Annotated in this window: 15 protein-coding genes, 1 pseudogene and 1 riboswitch; of the genes and pseudogenes, 11 read left to right on the top strand and 5 right to left on the bottom strand. The window is 62.9% G+C overall.

The genetic code is table 11. The annotated features are described in order from the left end of the window. Positions 1-76: 76 nt before the first annotated feature. Positions 77-259, bottom strand: a riboswitch (cobalamin riboswitch). Between the two features lie 178 nt (positions 260-437). From FJ492_RS19330 to FJ492_RS28795, 6 genes are all read left to right on the top strand, one after another. Beyond that, positions 438-1364, top strand: a complete 927-nt coding sequence (locus FJ492_RS19330; protein ID WP_140507816.1) for a histone deacetylase family protein — start codon at positions 438-440, stop codon at positions 1362-1364. 3 nt (positions 1365-1367) lie between these two features. Beyond that, positions 1368-1619, top strand: coding sequence for an exodeoxyribonuclease VII small subunit (locus FJ492_RS19325; RefSeq protein ID WP_140771604.1), 252 nt, complete (start codon positions 1368-1370; stop codon positions 1617-1619). 91 nt (positions 1620-1710) lie between these two features. Further along, the gene (locus FJ492_RS19320; protein ID WP_140771602.1) at positions 1711-1977 is read left to right on the top strand and encodes a DUF2277 domain-containing protein; all 267 of its coding nucleotides are present in this window, start codon (positions 1711-1713) and stop codon (positions 1975-1977) included. A gap of 40 nt (positions 1978-2017) precedes the next feature. After that, positions 2018-2938, top strand: a complete 921-nt coding sequence (locus FJ492_RS19315) for a pirin family protein (protein WP_140507812.1) — start codon at positions 2018-2020, stop codon at positions 2936-2938. Between the two features lie 75 nt (positions 2939-3013). Continuing rightward, positions 3014-4951: a 1-deoxy-D-xylulose-5-phosphate synthase gene (gene dxs, locus FJ492_RS19310; protein ID WP_181166693.1), complete on the top strand. Its 1938-nt coding sequence runs from the start codon at positions 3014-3016 to the stop codon at positions 4949-4951. A 148-nt stretch (positions 4952-5099) separates the two neighbouring features. Beyond that, positions 5100-5393, top strand: a complete 294-nt coding sequence (locus FJ492_RS28795; RefSeq protein ID WP_181166692.1) for a hypothetical protein — start codon at positions 5100-5102, stop codon at positions 5391-5393. Here the strand turns inward: FJ492_RS28795 and FJ492_RS19300 are convergent. Next, entirely contained in the window at positions 5390-5791 is a 402-nt protein-coding gene (locus tag FJ492_RS19300; RefSeq protein ID WP_140716845.1) for a GFA family protein, read from the bottom strand. The genes FJ492_RS28795 and FJ492_RS19300 overlap by 4 nt on opposite strands. A 171-nt stretch (positions 5792-5962) precedes the next feature. On the opposite strand from FJ492_RS19300, the gene FJ492_RS19295 reads away from it, so the two are divergent. The 3 genes from FJ492_RS19295 (at position 5963) to FJ492_RS19285 (ending at position 10804) form a co-directional block, all read left to right on the top strand. After that, positions 5963-6727, top strand: coding sequence for a TlyA family RNA methyltransferase (locus FJ492_RS19295; protein ID WP_140771598.1), 765 nt, complete (start codon positions 5963-5965; stop codon positions 6725-6727). Then, entirely contained in the window at positions 6724-7965 is a 1242-nt protein-coding gene (locus tag FJ492_RS19290) for a class I SAM-dependent RNA methyltransferase (protein ID WP_140771596.1), read from the top strand. Before FJ492_RS19295 ends, FJ492_RS19290 begins: the two co-directional genes overlap by 4 nt. A 157-nt stretch (positions 7966-8122) precedes the next feature. Then, positions 8123-10804: a caspase domain-containing protein gene (locus FJ492_RS19285; RefSeq protein ID WP_140771594.1), complete on the top strand. Its 2682-nt coding sequence runs from the start codon at positions 8123-8125 to the stop codon at positions 10802-10804. A gap of 143 nt (positions 10805-10947) precedes the next feature. Here FJ492_RS19285 and FJ492_RS19280 read toward each other — a convergent pair whose 3' ends face one another. The 4 genes and pseudogenes from FJ492_RS19280 to FJ492_RS19270 form a co-directional block, all read right to left on the bottom strand. Then, positions 10948-11610 carry a transglutaminase-like cysteine peptidase gene (locus FJ492_RS19280; protein ID WP_181166697.1) on the bottom strand — a complete coding sequence of 221 codons (663 nt, stop codon included), beginning with the start codon at positions 11608-11610 and terminating at the stop codon, positions 10948-10950. A gap of 135 nt (positions 11611-11745) precedes the next feature. Then, positions 11746-11901: pseudogene (locus tag FJ492_RS29255) on the bottom strand (AbrB family transcriptional regulator); the annotation flags it as partial. 81 nt (positions 11902-11982) lie between these two features. Then, positions 11983-13395: a metalloprotease TldD gene (gene tldD / locus FJ492_RS19275; RefSeq protein WP_140771592.1), complete on the bottom strand. Its 1413-nt coding sequence runs from the start codon at positions 13393-13395 to the stop codon at positions 11983-11985. Between the two features lie 188 nt (positions 13396-13583). Further along, the gene (locus FJ492_RS19270; RefSeq protein ID WP_140771590.1) at positions 13584-14144 is read right to left on the bottom strand and encodes an invasion associated locus B family protein; all 561 of its coding nucleotides are present in this window, start codon (positions 14142-14144) and stop codon (positions 13584-13586) included. Between the two features lie 259 nt (positions 14145-14403). Here FJ492_RS19270 and coxB point away from each other — a divergent pair, with 259 nt between their 5' ends. Both coxB and ctaD read left to right on the top strand, forming a co-directional pair. Continuing rightward, entirely contained in the window at positions 14404-15420 is a 1017-nt protein-coding gene (gene coxB / locus FJ492_RS19265; protein ID WP_181166691.1) for a cytochrome c oxidase subunit II, read from the top strand. 37 nt (positions 15421-15457) lie between these two features. Beyond that, entirely contained in the window at positions 15458-17110 is a 1653-nt protein-coding gene (gene ctaD / locus FJ492_RS19260; RefSeq protein ID WP_027142356.1) for a cytochrome c oxidase subunit I, read from the top strand. Positions 17111-17152 lie beyond the last annotated feature (42 nt).

Below are 17152 nucleotides of genomic sequence, written 5' to 3'. Positions count from 1 at the left end.
CAGTTCAAATTCTCAGAGCGTACTTTGTGCGTCCAGGAGGGCGCACGTCGTTCTGATGCCATCCGCCTGACCATGCGGATGACGATGCCTGCCAGGCCGGTCTTCTGGCTCGGGATCAACCCGCGTCCGGTGCCTTCCCGTCATCGACAGTGGCACTTACCGGCGCGGTCCCCCTCACAGCGTTGGGCACGCCACGGTATCAAACCGTGTTCCCGATTCTCCCGCCAGAGCATTTGCAGCCAAGTGGAATCACTTGGCGTCGCAGAATGCGGCTAAAACAAACAGACCGGCGGGCACCAGGCAGTGGCGGCGACCTTACGCCGAAGCGCCGGCGACGCCAATGCCCGCAGCGACATGAATGGACGCAGCCGTGATTTTCCCCAGCGATCAAGCCGCAACGCATGGCCATCACGGCGCCGGGGCACTAGATAGGGGACATGGCCACTCGTCTCTACACGCACCCGATCTTCCTCGAACACATCACCCCGCCAGGTCACCCCGAGCGGCCCGACCGCTTGCGCGCCATCGAGCGCGTGCTCGACGACGAAGCTTTTGCCGCGCTTGACCGCGCCGAGGCACCGCAAGGCGACGAGGCTACCATCCTCTATGCGCATCCCGCCGATTTCGTCGCGCGCGTGCGCGCCGCCATTCCCGCTGAAGGCCTCGCCCGCATCGACGCCGACACCACCGCCAGCCCGAAGAGCTGGCAGGCGGTGATCACCGCGATCGGCGCCGCCAATGCCGCCGTCGACGACGTCTTTGCGGGCCGCGCCGACAATGTCTTCGTCGCCGCCCGGCCGCCTGGCCATCATGCTGAAAAGAACACGGCCATGGGCTTCTGCTTCTTCAACACTGCGGCTATCGCTGCCCGCTATGCGCAGAAGAAGCATGGCGCGGAGCGTGTCGCCGTCGTCGATTGGGACGTGCACCATGGCAACGGCACGCAGGATATTTTTTGGGACGATCCCTCGGTGCTCTATTGCTCGACGCACCAGATGCCGCTCTATCCCGGCACCGGCGCGAAGAACGAGACCGGCGCCGGCAACATCGTCAACGCGCCGCTGGCGCCGCAGACCGGCAGCGAGGTGTTTCGCGATGCTTTCCTGTCGCGCGTGCTGCCGGCACTCGACAATTTCGCGCCCGACCTGATCATCATTTCGGCCGGCTTCGACGCGCACCATCGCGACCCGCTGGCGGAGATCAATCTTACCGAGGACGATTTCGACTGGGCGACCGGCCAACTGATGCAGCGCGCCGCACGCCATAGCGGCAACCGGCTCGTCAGCGTGCTCGAGGGCGGCTACGATCTGCAGGGATTGGCATTTTCGGTCGGCGCCCATGTCGGGCGACTGATGAAAGGATGAATGATGACTAGTGAGATCAACGAAGACATCAAGGCGATGAGCTTCGAGCAGGCACTCGACGCGCTGGAGAAGATCGTCGATGATCTGGAGCGTGGCGACGTGCCGCTCGACCAGTCGATCCGGATCTACGAACGCGGCGAGGCGCTGAAGGTGCATTGCGACCGGTTACTGAAGGCCGCCGAGGACAAGGTCGAGAAGATCAGGCTGTCGCGCGACGGCAAGCCGGTTGGAACCGAGCCGCTCGACGCGGACTGAGGTCCGGAGCAGGCTTACCGACTTTGAACACGATCATGATTGAGGATACAACTCGTCCCGATTGAAACGGACAAGAGGAGATACGGAAGCGATGTGCAGAAACATCAAGACCCTGTTCAATTTTGATCCGCCGGCAACCAATGACGAAGTCCGCGACGCGGCACTCCAGTTTGTCCGCAAGCTCAGCGGAACGACGCGACCGTCGAAACAGAACCAGCATGCGTTCGATTATGCGGTCGAAGCCATCGCGGCATCCGCACGCGAATTGCTTGATTCCCTCGAAACCCACCAGCATCCGCGCAATCGCGAAGAGGTGGCAGCCAAACTGAGAGCAAAGGCGGCGATCCGGTTCGCCTGACATGTCCAAAGCGGCCACCGAGCGCTGACCAGGAGAGTTCATGAGCTTCTTCCCGGGGAAAGACCCTGAGGCCGGCGATGCCTTCGCCAGCGACCAGATCGAACTGATGGTCATCCCCAACGCCAAGGATATTGGCGGCTTCGAGGTGCGCCGCGCCTTGCCGACCGCCAAGAGAAGGCTGGTCGGGCCGTTCATTTTCTTCGATCGCATGGGCCCCGCGATCATGCGCACCGGCCAGGCGCTCGATGTCCGTCCCCACCCGCATATCGGCCTGTCGACCGTGACCTATCTGTTCGATGGCAAGATCAGGCATCGCGATTCGCTCGGCACCGAAATGGTGATCGAGCCCGGCGACGTGAACCTGATGACTGCGGGCCGCGGCATCGTCCACTCCGAGCGCACGCCGCAGGAATTGCGCGGCGCGCCGATGTCGATCTCCGGCCTGCAGACCTGGCTGGCTCTGCCGGACGGCAAGGAAGAGGTTGCACCGGTGTTCGAGAACACAGCGGCGCTGCGGCTTCCAGAGATCGATGCCGAAGGCGTCAGCGGCCGCGTCGTCATCGGTGACTTCCAAGGATTGCGGTCCCCGGTGCGGGCAGATTCCGACACGCTCTACGCCGATTTGCGGCTGGGGCCCGGTGCCAGCGTCAAAATCCCGGCCGATGCGGAAGAGCGCGCCATCTACACGCTGGAGGGCGAAGTCTCGATTTCGGGCGACGTCTTTCCGGCCGAACGGCTGCTGGTGTTCCGGCCCGGCGACGAGATCGTCATATCGTCGCAAACCGGTGCGCATTTCATGCTGTTCGGCGGCGCCTCGCTCGGTTCGAAGCGCTACATCTGGTGGAATTTCGTCTCTTCGTCGAAGGAGCGCATCGAGCAGGCCAAGCAGGAATGGAAGACCGGCCGCTTCGATATCGTTCCTGGCGATGAGAAAGAGTTCATTCCGCTGCCGGAAGGCTGAGCGGAGCGGTGAGGGGCTGACCGTCCGCGTCACCGACACGCATTTACTTTCGCCGGCCGGCGGCCTATCCCGCCGATGAAAAGAGAGTCTGGGCCCAACGTGAACGCAACGCCGCATACGCCGCTTCTCGACAAGGTTCGCGTCCCGGCCGACCTGCGCACGCTGGCCGAGAGCGAATTGCCGCAACTGGCGTCCGAGCTACGCGCCGAACTGGTCGATGCTGTCTCCCACACCGGCGGCCACCTTGGTGCCGGCCTTGGCGTGGTCGAACTGACGGTGGCGCTGCATTATGTCTTCAACACACCCGATGACCGGCTGATCTGGGATGTCGGCCATCAGGCCTATCCGCACAAGATCCTGACTGGACGCCGGGACCGCATCCGCACCTTGCGCCAGGAAGGCGGCCTGTCGGGCTTCACCCGCCGAGCCGAGAGCGAGTATGACCCGTTCGGCGCCGCCCACTCCTCGACGTCCATATCGGCTGGTCTCGGCATGGCCGCCGCCCGCGACCTTTCAGGCGGCCGCAACAATGTCATTTCAGTCATCGGCGATGGCGCAATGTCGGCCGGCATGGCCTATGAGGCGATGAACAATGCGGGCGCGCTCGATGCCCGCCTCATCGTCATCCTCAACGACAACGACATGTCGATTGCGCCGCCGACCGGCGCCATGAGCGCCTATCTGGCGCGCCTGGCTTCCGGCAAGGCCTATATCGGCTTGCGCGACTTTGGCAAGAAACTGACCTCCTATCTCGGCAAGCGGGCCGATCGAGCCATCACCCGCGCGGTCGAGCATGCGCGCGGCTATGTCACCGGCGGCACTTTGTTCGAGGAACTCGGCTTCTATCACATCGGCCCGATCGACGGTCACAATCTGGAGCATCTGATCCCGGTCCTGAAAAATGTCCGCGACAACGGCAAGGGTCCGGTGCTGATCCATGTCGTCACCCAGAAGGGCAAGGGTTATGCGCCGGCGGAAGCGGCCGCCGACAAATACCACGGCGTCAATAAATTCGACGTCATCACCGGCGCGCAGGCCAAGGCGCCAGCCAACGCGCCGGCCTACACCAAGGTGTTCGCCGAAAGCCTGATCCAGGAGGGCCGCGAGGACGATCGCATCGTCGCCGTCACCGCCGCCATGCCGAGCGGCACCGGCCTCGATCTGTTCGGCGAGGTGTTCCCGTCGAGGACCTTCGATGTCGGCATCGCCGAGCAGCATGCGGTGACCTTCGCCGCCGGCCTGGCGACGGAAGGCTACAAGCCGTTCGCGGCGATCTATTCGACGTTCCTGCAGCGCGCCTACGATCAGGTCGTCCATGACGTCGCGATCCAGAAAATACCGGTGCGTTTCCCCATCGATCGCGCCGGCTTTGTCGGCGCCGATGGCGCCACCCATTGCGGCGCGTTCGACACCACCTTCCTGGCAAGCCTGCCCGGCTTTGTCGTGATGGCTGCCGCCGACGAAGCGGAGTTGCGCCACATGGTGCGCACCGCCGCCAGCTATGACGATGGGCCGATCGCCTTCCGCTATCCGCGCGGCAACGGGGTCGGCGTCGACATGCCCGAGCGCGGCTCGGTTCTCGAGATCGGCAAAGGCCGCATCGTCCGGGAAGGCAGCAAGGTTGCCCTGCTGTCCTTCGGCACGCGCTTGCAGGATTGCCTCATCGCCGCCGAGGAACTCGGCGCGGCCGGGCTTTCCACCACCGTTGCCGACGCCCGCTTCGCCAAGCCGCTCGACCAGGATTTGATCCGCCGGCTGGCCCGCTCGCATGAGGTGCTGGTGACGGTGGAGGAGGGCGCTATTGGAGGCTTCGCCAGCCATGTACTGCAGTTCCTTGCCCATGAAGGACTGCTGGAAAATGGCCTGAAGGTACGCCCGCTGGTACTGCCGGACGCCTTCACCGACCACGCCAAGCCGGAGAAGATGTATGCCGACGCCGGCCTCGACGCCGCCGGGATCGTGCGCACTGTTTTCACGGCCCTCGGCCATACGGTCCGCGCCCAGCGCGCCTGAATCAAAACCTGAACAGCTTGGATCAGTTTGCCGGCTTTATCTTGTAACGCGTTGTTAACGCTGCCGTTTGGCGTTTCGCTTACTGTGTCCCTTGGCCGTTTTTCAACGGCACCCTGCTAGACCGGCGTCAGGCAGGGAGACAACAACAATGAAGACGGTTCTGTGCGGCGCGGCATTCTTGGCCGTGATGGTCTTGCCGGCCGCGGCCGAAACACCCTATGACCGCAATCTTGAAAAGGCGGCGCTAGGCATTGTTGCCGGCAAGATTGGCGATATTCGCGGCGGCTTTTCCTACAAGCAGGTGCCGCAGCTTGTGGCGCTGCCGGACCCCGCACCTCCGTCCGCTGTTGTGACCGAACATCCACGTGAACAGGCGCCGGGGAACCGGGACGATGGTCTGTCTCCCGCTGTCGAGCGCCAGGTTTTACGGACCATCTTTTAAAACCACATGTCGCGCACACAGCGGCCATCGCGGGGCAGATCGTCGTAAGTGTCGAGGCCATCGAAATGGTCGATCGGCAAGTCGGCGACGGCTTCGGGTGGTGCCAGCCGCACATTGACTGCGATCCGTATTCGGCCAGAATCGCTGGCGCGCAAGCCGCGCCATGCCAGCACACAGGCGCATATCGGGCAGAACAGGATTTCAAGTGACGGCGTGTCCTTTCCGGCGCGCGTATAGCTGGCCGTCCGCCCTGAAACGCGAATACGTTCGTTGACATAATCATAGGCCCAGAGCGCGCCATAGCGGCGGCAAAGCGTGCAGTTGCAGGCCGTCACCGGGCCGGGATCGCCTTCCAGGGTCCAGTGGGCCGCGCCACAGTGGCAGGTTCCCATCAGCATTCGTCCTCCGTGTCGCGACAACAGTGGTCCTCCTCGACTAATATTCTGCCGGACCCAATGCGATGCGCGCAAGCCGCGGCTTGGCTCGCCGCACCAGCCGCTCTCGCACGACGTCACCTTGTTCGGTGTAATGTTCTTGCCTTCACCGCAGGCTTTCGTCAGAGAAGGCCGATGAATTCGCCTCTGCCAGCCAGCACACGCCAGCGGCTCGACGACCTGCTCGTCCAGCGCGGGCTGTTCGCCAGCCGCTCGCGTGCCCGCGACGCGGTCGAGCGCGGCACGGTGACAGTTGACGGCGCCATTGCCCGCAAGCCCGGTAAGAACGTTTCGCCGCAATGCCTTGTTGTCATCGATGATCCGGCGCAAGGCTATGTCTCGCGCGCGGCGCTCAAACTTATCGGCGGACTGGACCATTTCGGCCTCGACCCCGCTGGCCGCGAAGCCCTCGACATCGGCGCCTCGACAGGCGGGTTCACCCAGGTGTTGCTCGAACGCGGCGCCCGCCATGTCACGGCAATCGATGTCGGGCACGGCCAGATGCATCCTGATGTCGGCGCTGATCCGCGCGTAACCGTGATCGAAGGCCTGAACGCACGCGATCTCACGGCTGCCGATCTTGCCGGTCGCAGTCCGGATTTCATCGTTTCCGACGTCAGTTTCATCTCGCTGAAACTTGCGCTGCCGCCGGCGCTTGCTCTTGCCAAGTCCGGTGCCGGCGCGGTCTTTCTGGTCAAACCGCAATTCGAGGCGGGCCGCGAGGCGATCGGCAAAGGGGGTCTGTTGAAGGATCCCTTCGATGCCGCCCGTGTCGCGGGCCTGCTGCAGGATTGGCTGGATGCCGTTCCCGGCTGGCGTTCGCTCGGCATGCATCTGTCGCCGATCGAAGGTGGCGACGGCAATCGCGAATTCCTGCTCGGTGGAGCCAAGGACCGATGAGCGCACGCTTCACAATACGAAAGCTCGGATCGCAGGGCGACGGTATCGCCGAAACCGAAAGCGGCGATCTGTTCATTCCCTTCACGCTGCCGGGCGAGACCGTCACCGCCGCGCGCGAAAGGGATCGTGCGGCGCTGATGTCGGTGCTGGAAGCCTCGCCGCTGCGCATCGAACCCGCCTGCCGCCACTTCACCGAATGCGGCGGTTGTGCCCTCCAGCATCTGGAAGCCGAAGCCTACCGACAGTGGAAGCGTGAAAAGGTGGTGCACGCATTGAAGGGCAAGGGCATCGAGTGCGAAATCGGAGAGTTGGTCGCCTCCGCACCGCAGTCGCGCCGACGTGTGGTGCTTGCCGCCCGGCGCACCGAAACAGGCATGTTGCTCGGCTTCAATCGCCATCTGTCGCCGGAGATCATCTCCATATCCGAATGCCCGATCTCACTGCCCGAGATCGTCGCGGCACTCGGCCAGCTGAGGGCGCTGGCCGAATTGATATGCGCCACCACCAAATCGTTCCGGATGGCGGTCACCGTTACGGGTTCCGGCCTCGACATCGCGGTGCATGATTCCGGCAAGTTAGGCGAACACCAGCGCCGTATCGCCGCCAATTTTGTCATTGCACAGGGCTTTGCCAGACTGTCCATCGATGACGAGATCGTCATTGAGCCAAGGAAGCCGGTCGTCATGTTCGGCAGCGTCGCGGTGGCGCTACCGCCGGGCGCCTTCCTGCAGGCGACCGAGGCAGCCGAACGGACCATGGCCGAGATCGTCGGCGGACATCTGAAGCGTGCAAAAAGGGTCGCCGACCTTTTTGCCGGTTGCGGCAGCTTCGCCTTGCGGTTGGCCGCGACGTCGGAAGTGCACGCGGTCGAAGGCGATGCGGCCGCACTTTCGGCGCTCGACCGGGGATCCCGCTTCGCGACAGGCATCAAGCGGGTGACGGGCGAGCGTCGCGACCTGTTTCGCCGGCCACTGACGTTCAAGGAGTTGAACGCCTTCGACGGCTTGGTCTTCGATCCGCCGCGCGCCGGTGCCGAGGACCAGTCGAAGCAGATCGCCCGCTCGGATGTTCCATTCATTGCCGCGGTGTCCTGCAACCCGGTAACGCTGGCTCGCGACCTGCGCATCCTCATCGACGGCGGCTACACCTTGAAAAGCGTGACGCCGATCGACCAGTTCCTGTGGTCGCCCCATGTCGAAGCGGTCGCGCTGCTGGGGAAGCCGAAGCGGCGGCGGTAGTTCACGACCGCCGGTTCGCACGAAATTTCTGAAGCCTCTGTTCTTTCGACGGAATTGCGCCCTAATGCCGCCTTTGTGCGGGCTCCTAATTTCGCATCTTTGGGAAACATTTCGGCCTATTCGTCGTTACTAATATGAATCGATGGCGATAGCGGACATGCAGGCGCTTCAGAAATTCATCGGCCTCATCGTCGTTCTTATCTTTTTCGCGGTCAGCTCCGCGACCGGAGCCCTCGCGCAAGGTGAAAAGCGCCTGGGGTTCGTCATCGGCAATGGCGCGTATCAGTCCGGCGAGCTCGCCACCGCCGCCAATGATGCGGGCCTGATCGCGCAGACCTTGCAGGCGGCGGGGTTCGATGTGGTGGGCGCGCGCGATGTCGATCAGGAATCGCTGCGCGGCGCATTGCGTGATTTCCTCGGCAAGGTCTCCGCCGCCGGTCCCGACGCGATTGTCTTCGTCTATCTCGCCGGCCACGGCGTGCAGTTCGAAGGCGAGAATTACTACTTGCCGATCGATGCCCAGATTGCCAGTCCAGCCGACGTGCCGCTTCAGGCGATGCGGCTCTCCGATGTCACCAAGTCGCTGGCCGGATTGCCGACGAAGGTCAACATCGTCGTGCTCGATGCGGCACGGCCAAATCCCTTCCAGAAGTGGAAAGAGCCGCTGGCCGGCGGCCTTGCGTTGGTCGATCCCGATCCGAACATGCTGATTGCCTTCAACGCCGCTCCCGGAACGGTCGCGCCCGAAGGCAAAGGCCCCTACGGCGCTTATGCCCAGGCGCTGGCCGAGATGATACGCGAGGGCGGATTGTCGCTTGACGACGTGTTCGACCGCACACGACTGCGCGTCAACGAGGTGACGCAAGGTGCGGAAGTGCCGTGGAACGTCTCGAAAATCACCACGCCGTTCGTCTTCTTCGACCGTGCCGCGGACGCGCCCGCACCCAAGGTTTCGGAGGCCGAATCCCGGTCCAATCGGACCAGGGCGATCCGCGACTTCAACGCTCATGACGCCTATGTCGCGGCTCTCGACCGCGACACGATGCGCGGCTACGAGGATTTCCTCGGCGCTTATCCACACGATCCGATGGCCAAGCGCGTGCGCGCCATCATCGCCGCGCGGCGCGAGGCGATGACGTGGCGCGAGACCTGGCTGCAGGACACGCCGGAAGCCTATTGGTCTTATCTGCGGCGCTATCCGCATGGTCCGCATGCTTGGGACGCGCGCCGGCGGCTCGAACATTTCGATGCGGCCCTGGAGCCGCCGGAGGAATTCACCGTCTATGAGTATGATTTGCCGCCGCCGCCGGAGGAGGAAATCGTCTACGTCGACAGGCCGGTGCTCTATTTCGACGATCCCGATTTCGACTTCGAACCGCCGCCGCCGATCGCGGTGATCTTCCTGCCGCCGCCGCCGCCGGATTTCGTGGTGCTGGTGGCGCCGCCGCCGCCGGTAGACGTCTTCGTCCTGCCAACGCCGGTGTTCGTGCCGATACCTGCGTTCATCAACCCGCCGCGTCACATCGTGCCGCCGCCGAACGACATCATCTTCAACAACATCCACAACACGACCGTCATCAACAACATCAACACCACGATCAAAAACGAGACCATCAATCACAATGCTCAGGGTGGCCTCGCTACAGGCCAGAACACGGCCGGAGGCACGGTTGGGGCCGGCTCGGCTGCACTGGAGGCCAGGGTCGCGCTGCCGCCGCTGCTGAAAAAGAGAGCGGCCATGTCCGGTCAGGCCCCGTCCAGTCAGCAACAGGGTGGCTTGCCGCAGAAGCCTGGCCAGCGTGTGATACAGGGCCAGCAGCCTGGTGCCGCGACTCCGCTGTCGAAGGACTTGTCGACCGGCAAGCTTGAAACCGACCACGCCCTGCCAGGAGCCAACGGTAAAAAGCTGCCGCTCGTCAACGGTAAGCCGGCGCTGAACGGTGAGAATTTGCCCAGCAACAGGTCCAGGCAGCAGCTTGGCAAGCAAGGCATCGTGGGCGGGAACCAAGAGGCGACCGGAAATGCCGGTGCTGCTGTTGCCGGAGAGCAGGGCACGGCTCAGCAGAAGGGCAAGAAGTTCCGCAAGCTGCCGACCGTCAACGGTGCTCCGGCCGAGAACGGGCCGAGTGCCGAGGAGAGGTTCAGGAAAAACAATCCGAACGCCTTCTCCGACCAGAACACCGGCAAACCGAAAAAGCTGACGCGCAGGGACTTGTCCGCCGGCCAGTCCGCTGTCGAATCGAACGATCAGGGCCTGGCCAGTGGAAAGGACAAGGGCAGGAAGTTGCGCAAGGTGCCGACCGTCAACGGTGCGCCGGCCGAAAATCGGCCTGGCGAGCAGGAGCGGCTCAGGAAGAACAATCCGGAGGTGTTCTCCAACCAGGATCAAGGCCCGGCCAGCGGAAACGACAAGAGCAGGAAGTTCCGCAGACTGCCGACCGTCAACGGTGAGCCAACCGACGGATCGGGCGTGCAGAAACGGTTCAGGAGGAACAATCCGGCCGTGTTCTCCGACGAGAATCAGGGCTCCGCCAGCAGGAACGACAGGGGCAGGACGTTGCGCCGGCTGCAGAACAGCGAACAGGGCGCTGCCGGCCCGGAGGTTAACGTCCAGCGCAACCTCAGGATCAGCCCGAACGAGAATGCGCAGCGTCAGTTGAGACCGGAAAGGCCTAACGAGCAGGTGCTCCGGCCGCAGAGATCGGAGCCGAAGCCGGAATTCCGCGCGCAGCCGAGACAGCAGATGCAAGAGCGGCGTCTCCCGCAGGAGCAGCCGCCACAGCAGCTCAAGAAGAAGCCGTCTTGCGGACAGCAGGGCGAACCGGCCTGCAACCAGTAAGCTGTCGCGGCCGGTCACCTTCCCGTTCGCGGGGCGCACATCCCGCCCATGACCTTGCGAGAGGGGATCTCTGGTTTGTGGCGCGTCAGCCTGTCAAAGGCGGTTCGCTCCGGCCGCTCAAACTACGAGCTTGGCGGCATCCGTCAGGTTTTTGGCGTGCCGCCTCGCTGGTTGAGCGAAACCCAGATGTTCGGGTTCTGTTGCGATTGGCGTTTCAGGAAATAATAGCCGGTTGCATTCCAGGGACGGATTTCGTCGACCATATTGTCTAGGATGAGATCGCCCTTGTCGGTCTTCACCGTCAGGATGGTGTGACCCTCATTGTTCAGGTCGCGCACCACCGTCATCAGCAGCGCCTGCCGGGGAAATCCCGCCTCCCGAAGAAGCTTGCGCTTGTAGAGCGCGTAGATCTTGCAGTCGCCCTTGCCGTCCACCGGATAGTCCCAGTGGTCCATCGTCGTACCCCAGTGATCGTAGTTGCTGACGGGCTTGATGGAGCGGTTCGCCTTTTGGTTTATCCGTTTGAGGATGCTCAGGTTCTGCGCTGTCAGCCTGACGCTCGTGGCGGGCAGGGCCGGCACCTTGCACTCTTTCGGCCGGCGATGGCAGAAATCGACCCAGCCATACGGAACGCTGGTGCGTCCCCCGACCGCGACTGAGTTTGCACCGGCCGCAGGTTGCGTCGATGTTCGCTTGAACCATGTCGACTGCGCCGCCGCCGGACTGACACAGAGCGACGAAACACCAACCAACGAAACGAAGCCAAAGAGGAAGGAAGAGGTCAGGACGTGAGGGAAACGCAGCACTGCCAACACCACCACAACGAGAAGACTTGCGACAAGCTAATGCGCAAACGCCAATTCGGGCAATTGAACAATTAATAATATCCTAACACGATTGTGTTTCGCATAAGGCAGAGGTTGCTGCGCCGTAGGTAAGCATCAATCGCGAGCATGGCCCTGCTGCGCTTCGGCACGTACACCCGGGTCCATATCCTCCAATGTTTTTGGCCCGCCGGCGTGCTGCAGGATTCCAAACACGTCCTGCGGCCGCGTCGGAGCAAAGGCCGGCATCGGTTTCAGATGGACGTCCTCTGGCGCGTTCCCTGATTTGGACACGAAGGCTGCACGCCCGGAAAATATCGTTGGCGGGCGATGATTCCAGAACGCCCCGACGCCTCAGACCCTCGTGCCGCCGACTGTCATCCGGTTCATCCTCAGATGCGGCTGGCCGACGCCGACGGGTACGCCCTGGCCGGCCTTGCCGCACATGCCAATGCCATTGTCGAGCTTCATGTCGTTGCCGACCATCGTGACGCGGTGCATGGCGTCAGGCCCGTTGCCGATCAGCATGGCGCCCTTGATCGGCTGCGTCACCTTGCCGTTCTCGATCATGTAGGCCTCGGTGCAGCCGAACACGAATTTGCCCGACGTGATGTCGACCTGGCCGCCGCCGAAGGAGACGGCATAGATGCCGTTCTTGACGGAAGCGATGATCTCGTCCGGCTCCATGTCGCCTGAGGTCATGTAGGTGTTGGTCATGCGCGGCATCGGCTGGTGCGCATAGCCTTCACGCCGGCCATTGCCGGTGGCTTTCATGCCCATCAGCCGCGCGTTCTGCCGATCCTGCATGTAGCCGACCAGCTTGCCGTCCTCGATCAAAACGTTGCGGGCCGAAGGCGTGCCTTCGTCGTCGACGGTGAGCGAGCCGCGCCGTTCGGGGATGGTGCCGTCGTCAACGACGGTGACGCCCTTGGCGGCCACCTGCTGCCCCATCAGGCCGGCGAAGGCCGAGGTCTTCTTGCGGTTGAAGTCGCCTTCCAGTCCGTGCCCGACAGCTTCGTGCAGCATCACGCCCGGCCAGCCGCTGGAAAGTACGATGTCGAAAGTGCCGGCCGGTGCCGGGATCGCCTCCAAATTGACCAGCGCCTGCCGGAGCGCCTCCCTGGCGGCGTGCTTCCAGCTATCCTCGACGAGGAAGTCGCCGAACGCCTTGCGTCCACCCATGCCATAGGAGCCGCTCTCCTGGCGGTCGCCGTCGCCGACGACGACCGAGACGTTGACGCGGACCAGCGGCCTGATATCGCGTACCATCTGGCCGTCGGCGCGCACTAGCTCGACATGCTGCCAGGATGCGGCGATCGAGGCCGTCACCTGGCGCACGCGTGGATCCTCGGCGCGCAGCCAAGCGTCGATTTCCTGCAGCAGCTTCCCCTTGGCCTCGAAGGAAGGCGAGGGGATCGGGTTCTCGTCGCCATAGAGATGGCGGTTGGTGCGGGCGGGGGCTGCGGCAAGCGTACCGGAATAGCCACCCTTGACGGTCGACACGGCTTCGGCCGCGCGCAGCAGCGATGCCTCGGACAGGTCGCTGGAATGGGCGTACCCGCTGGCTTCGCCCGCGACCGCACGCAGGCCAAAGCCCTGGTCGGTGTTGAAATTGGCGGTCTTGAGCCGGCCGTTGTCGAACATCAGCGCTTCGCTTTCGCTGTATTCGAGGAAAAGCTCGCCGTCGTCCGCACCCTTGATGGTGTCGGCGACGATCTGCTTGATGCGGTCGTCTGAAATGTCGAATTGGCCGATCAGACTGTTCATGGCGCGTCCGTCCGTGGGATGATTGCTTTCCCCCGATGTAGGCGTGAAGCCGCGCCCACACAATCGGCAATGAAGATCAGTGCCGACGAATGACATCGTACGGTTGATGCAAGCCATGCTTCTGGGTCGGCAAAAGCCGCGTCCAGGTCTGATTCAGCGTCCAAGTCTTGTTCAGCGCAGAGCCGCGATCAGGGCAGGGCGGCAAAGCCGTCGGCGAAACCCTTGAGGTCGACCGGGATGCCGATGCCTTCCTCAGGCGTCTGGAAGACGATGAACGTTGCCGACGTGCCGGTCTTCAGCGTGTCGAGCAGCGGCTTTTCGAGAATGACCTCGGCGTAGCAGCCGTCCTGGAAGCAGCGCACGAAATAGGCGCGGCCGATGTCCTTGCCGTCGACGTTGAGGCCGAGCCCGTTCGGCAACAGCACGCCGAGCGGCGCCAGCACGCGCAGGATCTCGGCCTTGTTGTCGGCGGTGCGCAGCACGACGACCGAAAGTCCCATCTCCGGACGGTCCTCGGCGACGACGTTCTGCATCATCACGCATTGTTCCGCGGTGGCGCCGGCCGGCGTGTCGCAGATGATCGACCACGCGCCATGCGTCGAGCGCACCGTGCCGCTCGGCTGGGCGGCATTGGCCTGACCGGCGACGAACAGGCCGACCGCGGACAGGACGGCGAGAAACACGACGTTCGCCAGGGTTCTCGAAAGTCCCGGTCGCGTATGCCTCAGTCTCGAAAGCCAAGAGTTCATGACGGCTCCATTGCGAATCACGGCACTTTAAGCCGCGCCAATACCAAGTAAAGGACGAGACCGCGGCCGGACTGTCCCGAAACAGGCAATACAGCGCTTTTCCCTGCCAAATTCGCCTGAATTACGACGCTTTGCGGGCGCCGCCAGCATAGGGCGGACAGACCGCCGAACATACTCGATTCGCTACCGTGGCCATTGCCCTGGAAGAGCTATGTCAGCTTGCGCGCAAAAATGCCGCACGGTTTCGACCGCTCCTTTCTTGCGGAGGGAAAAAGAGTATGGTTTGAACCAGCTTGAGACTGTCGGGATTCCCGTCCCGGCATTGTTCGTTATTCTCGTTGGCACCGCCGCGAGGAACTGGGAGACGAAGAGGGCGATGAGAAATTTCCTAGCTAGCGCCAGGTTTCTAGCAAGTGCCAAGTTTCTGAGTGCTTGTGCCGCTGCCACGATTTTTGCAGGCACATCCGCCCATGCCGATCAGCCCGTGGAGTGGGAGACCACCTTCCAGGCGCCGGCGACCGACATGATGCGGCAGATCGAGTGGTTCGGAAACTACACGATGTGGTTCATCGTTCCGATCACCATTCTGGTGCTGCTTCTCCTTGCCTACTGCATCGTGAGGTTCCGCGCGAGCGCCAACCCGGTTCCCTCCAACACCAGCCACAACACGCTGATCGAGGTGATCTGGACCGTCGGCCCGGTCGTCGTCCTGCTCTGTCTCGCCATTCCCTCGTTCCAGCTCTTGACCGCGCAATACACTCCGCCGGAAGAGGCCAAGCTGACGGTCAAGGCGACCGGCAACCAGTGGAACTGGGATTACGAATACCAGACCGACAACACGCTCGCCTTCAACTCCGCTATCCTCCAGGACGGTGACCGCGCCGCCGCCGGCAAGGAGGACCGCAAGGCCTATCCGCGCCTGCTCGCTGTCGACAATGAGCTGGTGGTGCCGGTCAACACCATGACCCGCGTGCTCGTCACCGCGACCGATGTGATCCACTCTTTCGCCATGCCGTCCTTCGGCATCAAGATCGACGCCGTTCCGGGGCGCACCAACGAGACCTGGTTCAAGGCGGAGAAGGAAGGCCTGTATTATGGTCAGTGCTCGCAACTCTGCGGCAAGGACCACGCCTTCATGCCGATCGCCATCCGTGTCGTCTCGGATGCGCAATTCAAGACCTGGCTGGCGGCAGCCAAGACCAATCTGCCGGGCGCCAACAAGACGCTCATGGCCGAGGTCGATGGCCAGAACAAGGTAGCGGCCGTCGGCAATTGATGTCGCGGGTTAGCAAGATTTAGGAACGGAGCGGAACATGGCAGACGCTGCAGCTCACGACGGGCACGACCATAAGCCGTATCATGGCTGGGTGCGGTGGGTTTATTCGACCAACCACAAGGACATCGGTACGCTCTACCTGATCTTTGCGATCATGGCCGGCATCATCGGCGCCGCGCTTTCGGTCGCTATCCGCATGGAGCTGCAGGAGCCTGGTATCCAGATCTTCAGCGGCCTGGCGCAGATGGTCTATGGCATGAACGGTGACGCCGCGATCGACGGCGGCAAGAGCATGTACAATGCCTTCGCAACCGCGCACGCCCTGATCATGATCTTCTTCATGGTCATGCCGGCGCTTATCGGCGGTTTTGCCAACTGGATGGTGCCGATCATGATTGGCGCTCCCGACATGGCGTTCCCGCGCATGAACAACATTTCGTTCTGGCTGCTGCCGCCGGCGTTCATCCTGCTGCTCACCTCGATGTTCGTTCCGAGTGCGCCTGGCGCCTTTGGCGTGGGCGGCGGCTGGACGCTCTATCCGCCGCTGTCGACTTCGGGCCAGCCCGGACCGGCCATGGATCTGGCGATTCTGTCGATCCACATCGCCGGCGCCTCGTCGATCCTCGGCGCCATCAACTTTATCACCACCATCTTCAACATGCGCGCGCCCGGCATGACCCTGCACAAGATGCCGCTGTTTGCATGGTCGGTGCTGATCACCGCATTCCTGCTGCTGTTGTCCTTGCCGGTTCTGGCCGGTGGCATCACCATGCTGCTCACCGACCGCAACTTCGGCACGACGTTCTTCGCGCCTGATGGCGGTGGTGACCCGATCCTGTTCCAGCATCTGTTCTGGTTCTTCGGTCACCCGGAAGTCTACATCCTGATCCTGCCGGGCTTCGGCATCATCAGCCACGTCATCTCGACCTTTTCGCGCAAGCCGGTGTTCGGTTATCTCGGCATGGCTTACGCGATGGTCGCGATCGGCGCCGTCGGCTTCATCGTCTGGGCGCACCACATGTACACGACCGGCCTGTCGCTCGACACGCAGCGCTATTTCGTCTTCGCCACCATGGTCATCGCGGTGCCGACGGGCGTGAAGATCTTCTCCTGGATCGCAACGATGTGGGGCGGGTCGATCTCGTTCAAGACGCCGATGCTGTGGGCGCTGGGCTTCATCTTCCTGTTCACCATCGGCGGTGTCACCGGCGTCCAGCTGGCCAATGCCGGCCTCGACCGGTCGCTGCATGACACCTATTTCGTCATTGCCCACTTTCACTACGTGCTGTCGCTGGGCGCGGTGTTCGCCATCTTCGCGGGCTGGTATTACTGGTTTCCGAAGATGACCGGCTACATGTATTCGCCTGTCATCGCCAACACCCACTTCTGGGTCACCTTCGTCGGCGTCAACCTGATCTTCTTCCCGCAGCATTTCCTCGGCCTCGCCGGCATGCCGCGCCGCACCATCGACTATCCCGACGCGTTTGCGGGCTGGAACTATGTGTCGTCCATCGGTTCTTATATCTCGGCCGTCGGCGTCCTGATCTTCCTCTACTGCGTGTTCGAAGCGTTCCAGAAGAAGCGGGTGGCCGGAGCCAACCCATGGGGCGAGGGCGCAACGACTCTCGAATGGCAGCTGCCTTCGCCGCCGCCCTTCCACCAGTGGGAGCAGCTGCCGAAGATCAGGTAAGGCGGCTCCCCTCGAATGCAAAACCGCCGGTCCGCCGGCGGT

This window comes from Mesorhizobium sp. B2-5-4 (genome assembly GCF_006441095.1).
Taxonomy (GTDB): Bacteria; Pseudomonadota; Alphaproteobacteria; order Rhizobiales; family Rhizobiaceae; genus Mesorhizobium; species Mesorhizobium salmacidum.
Note: the sequence above shows the minus strand (reverse complement) of the source record. Positions and strands in the feature narration are given on the sequence as shown.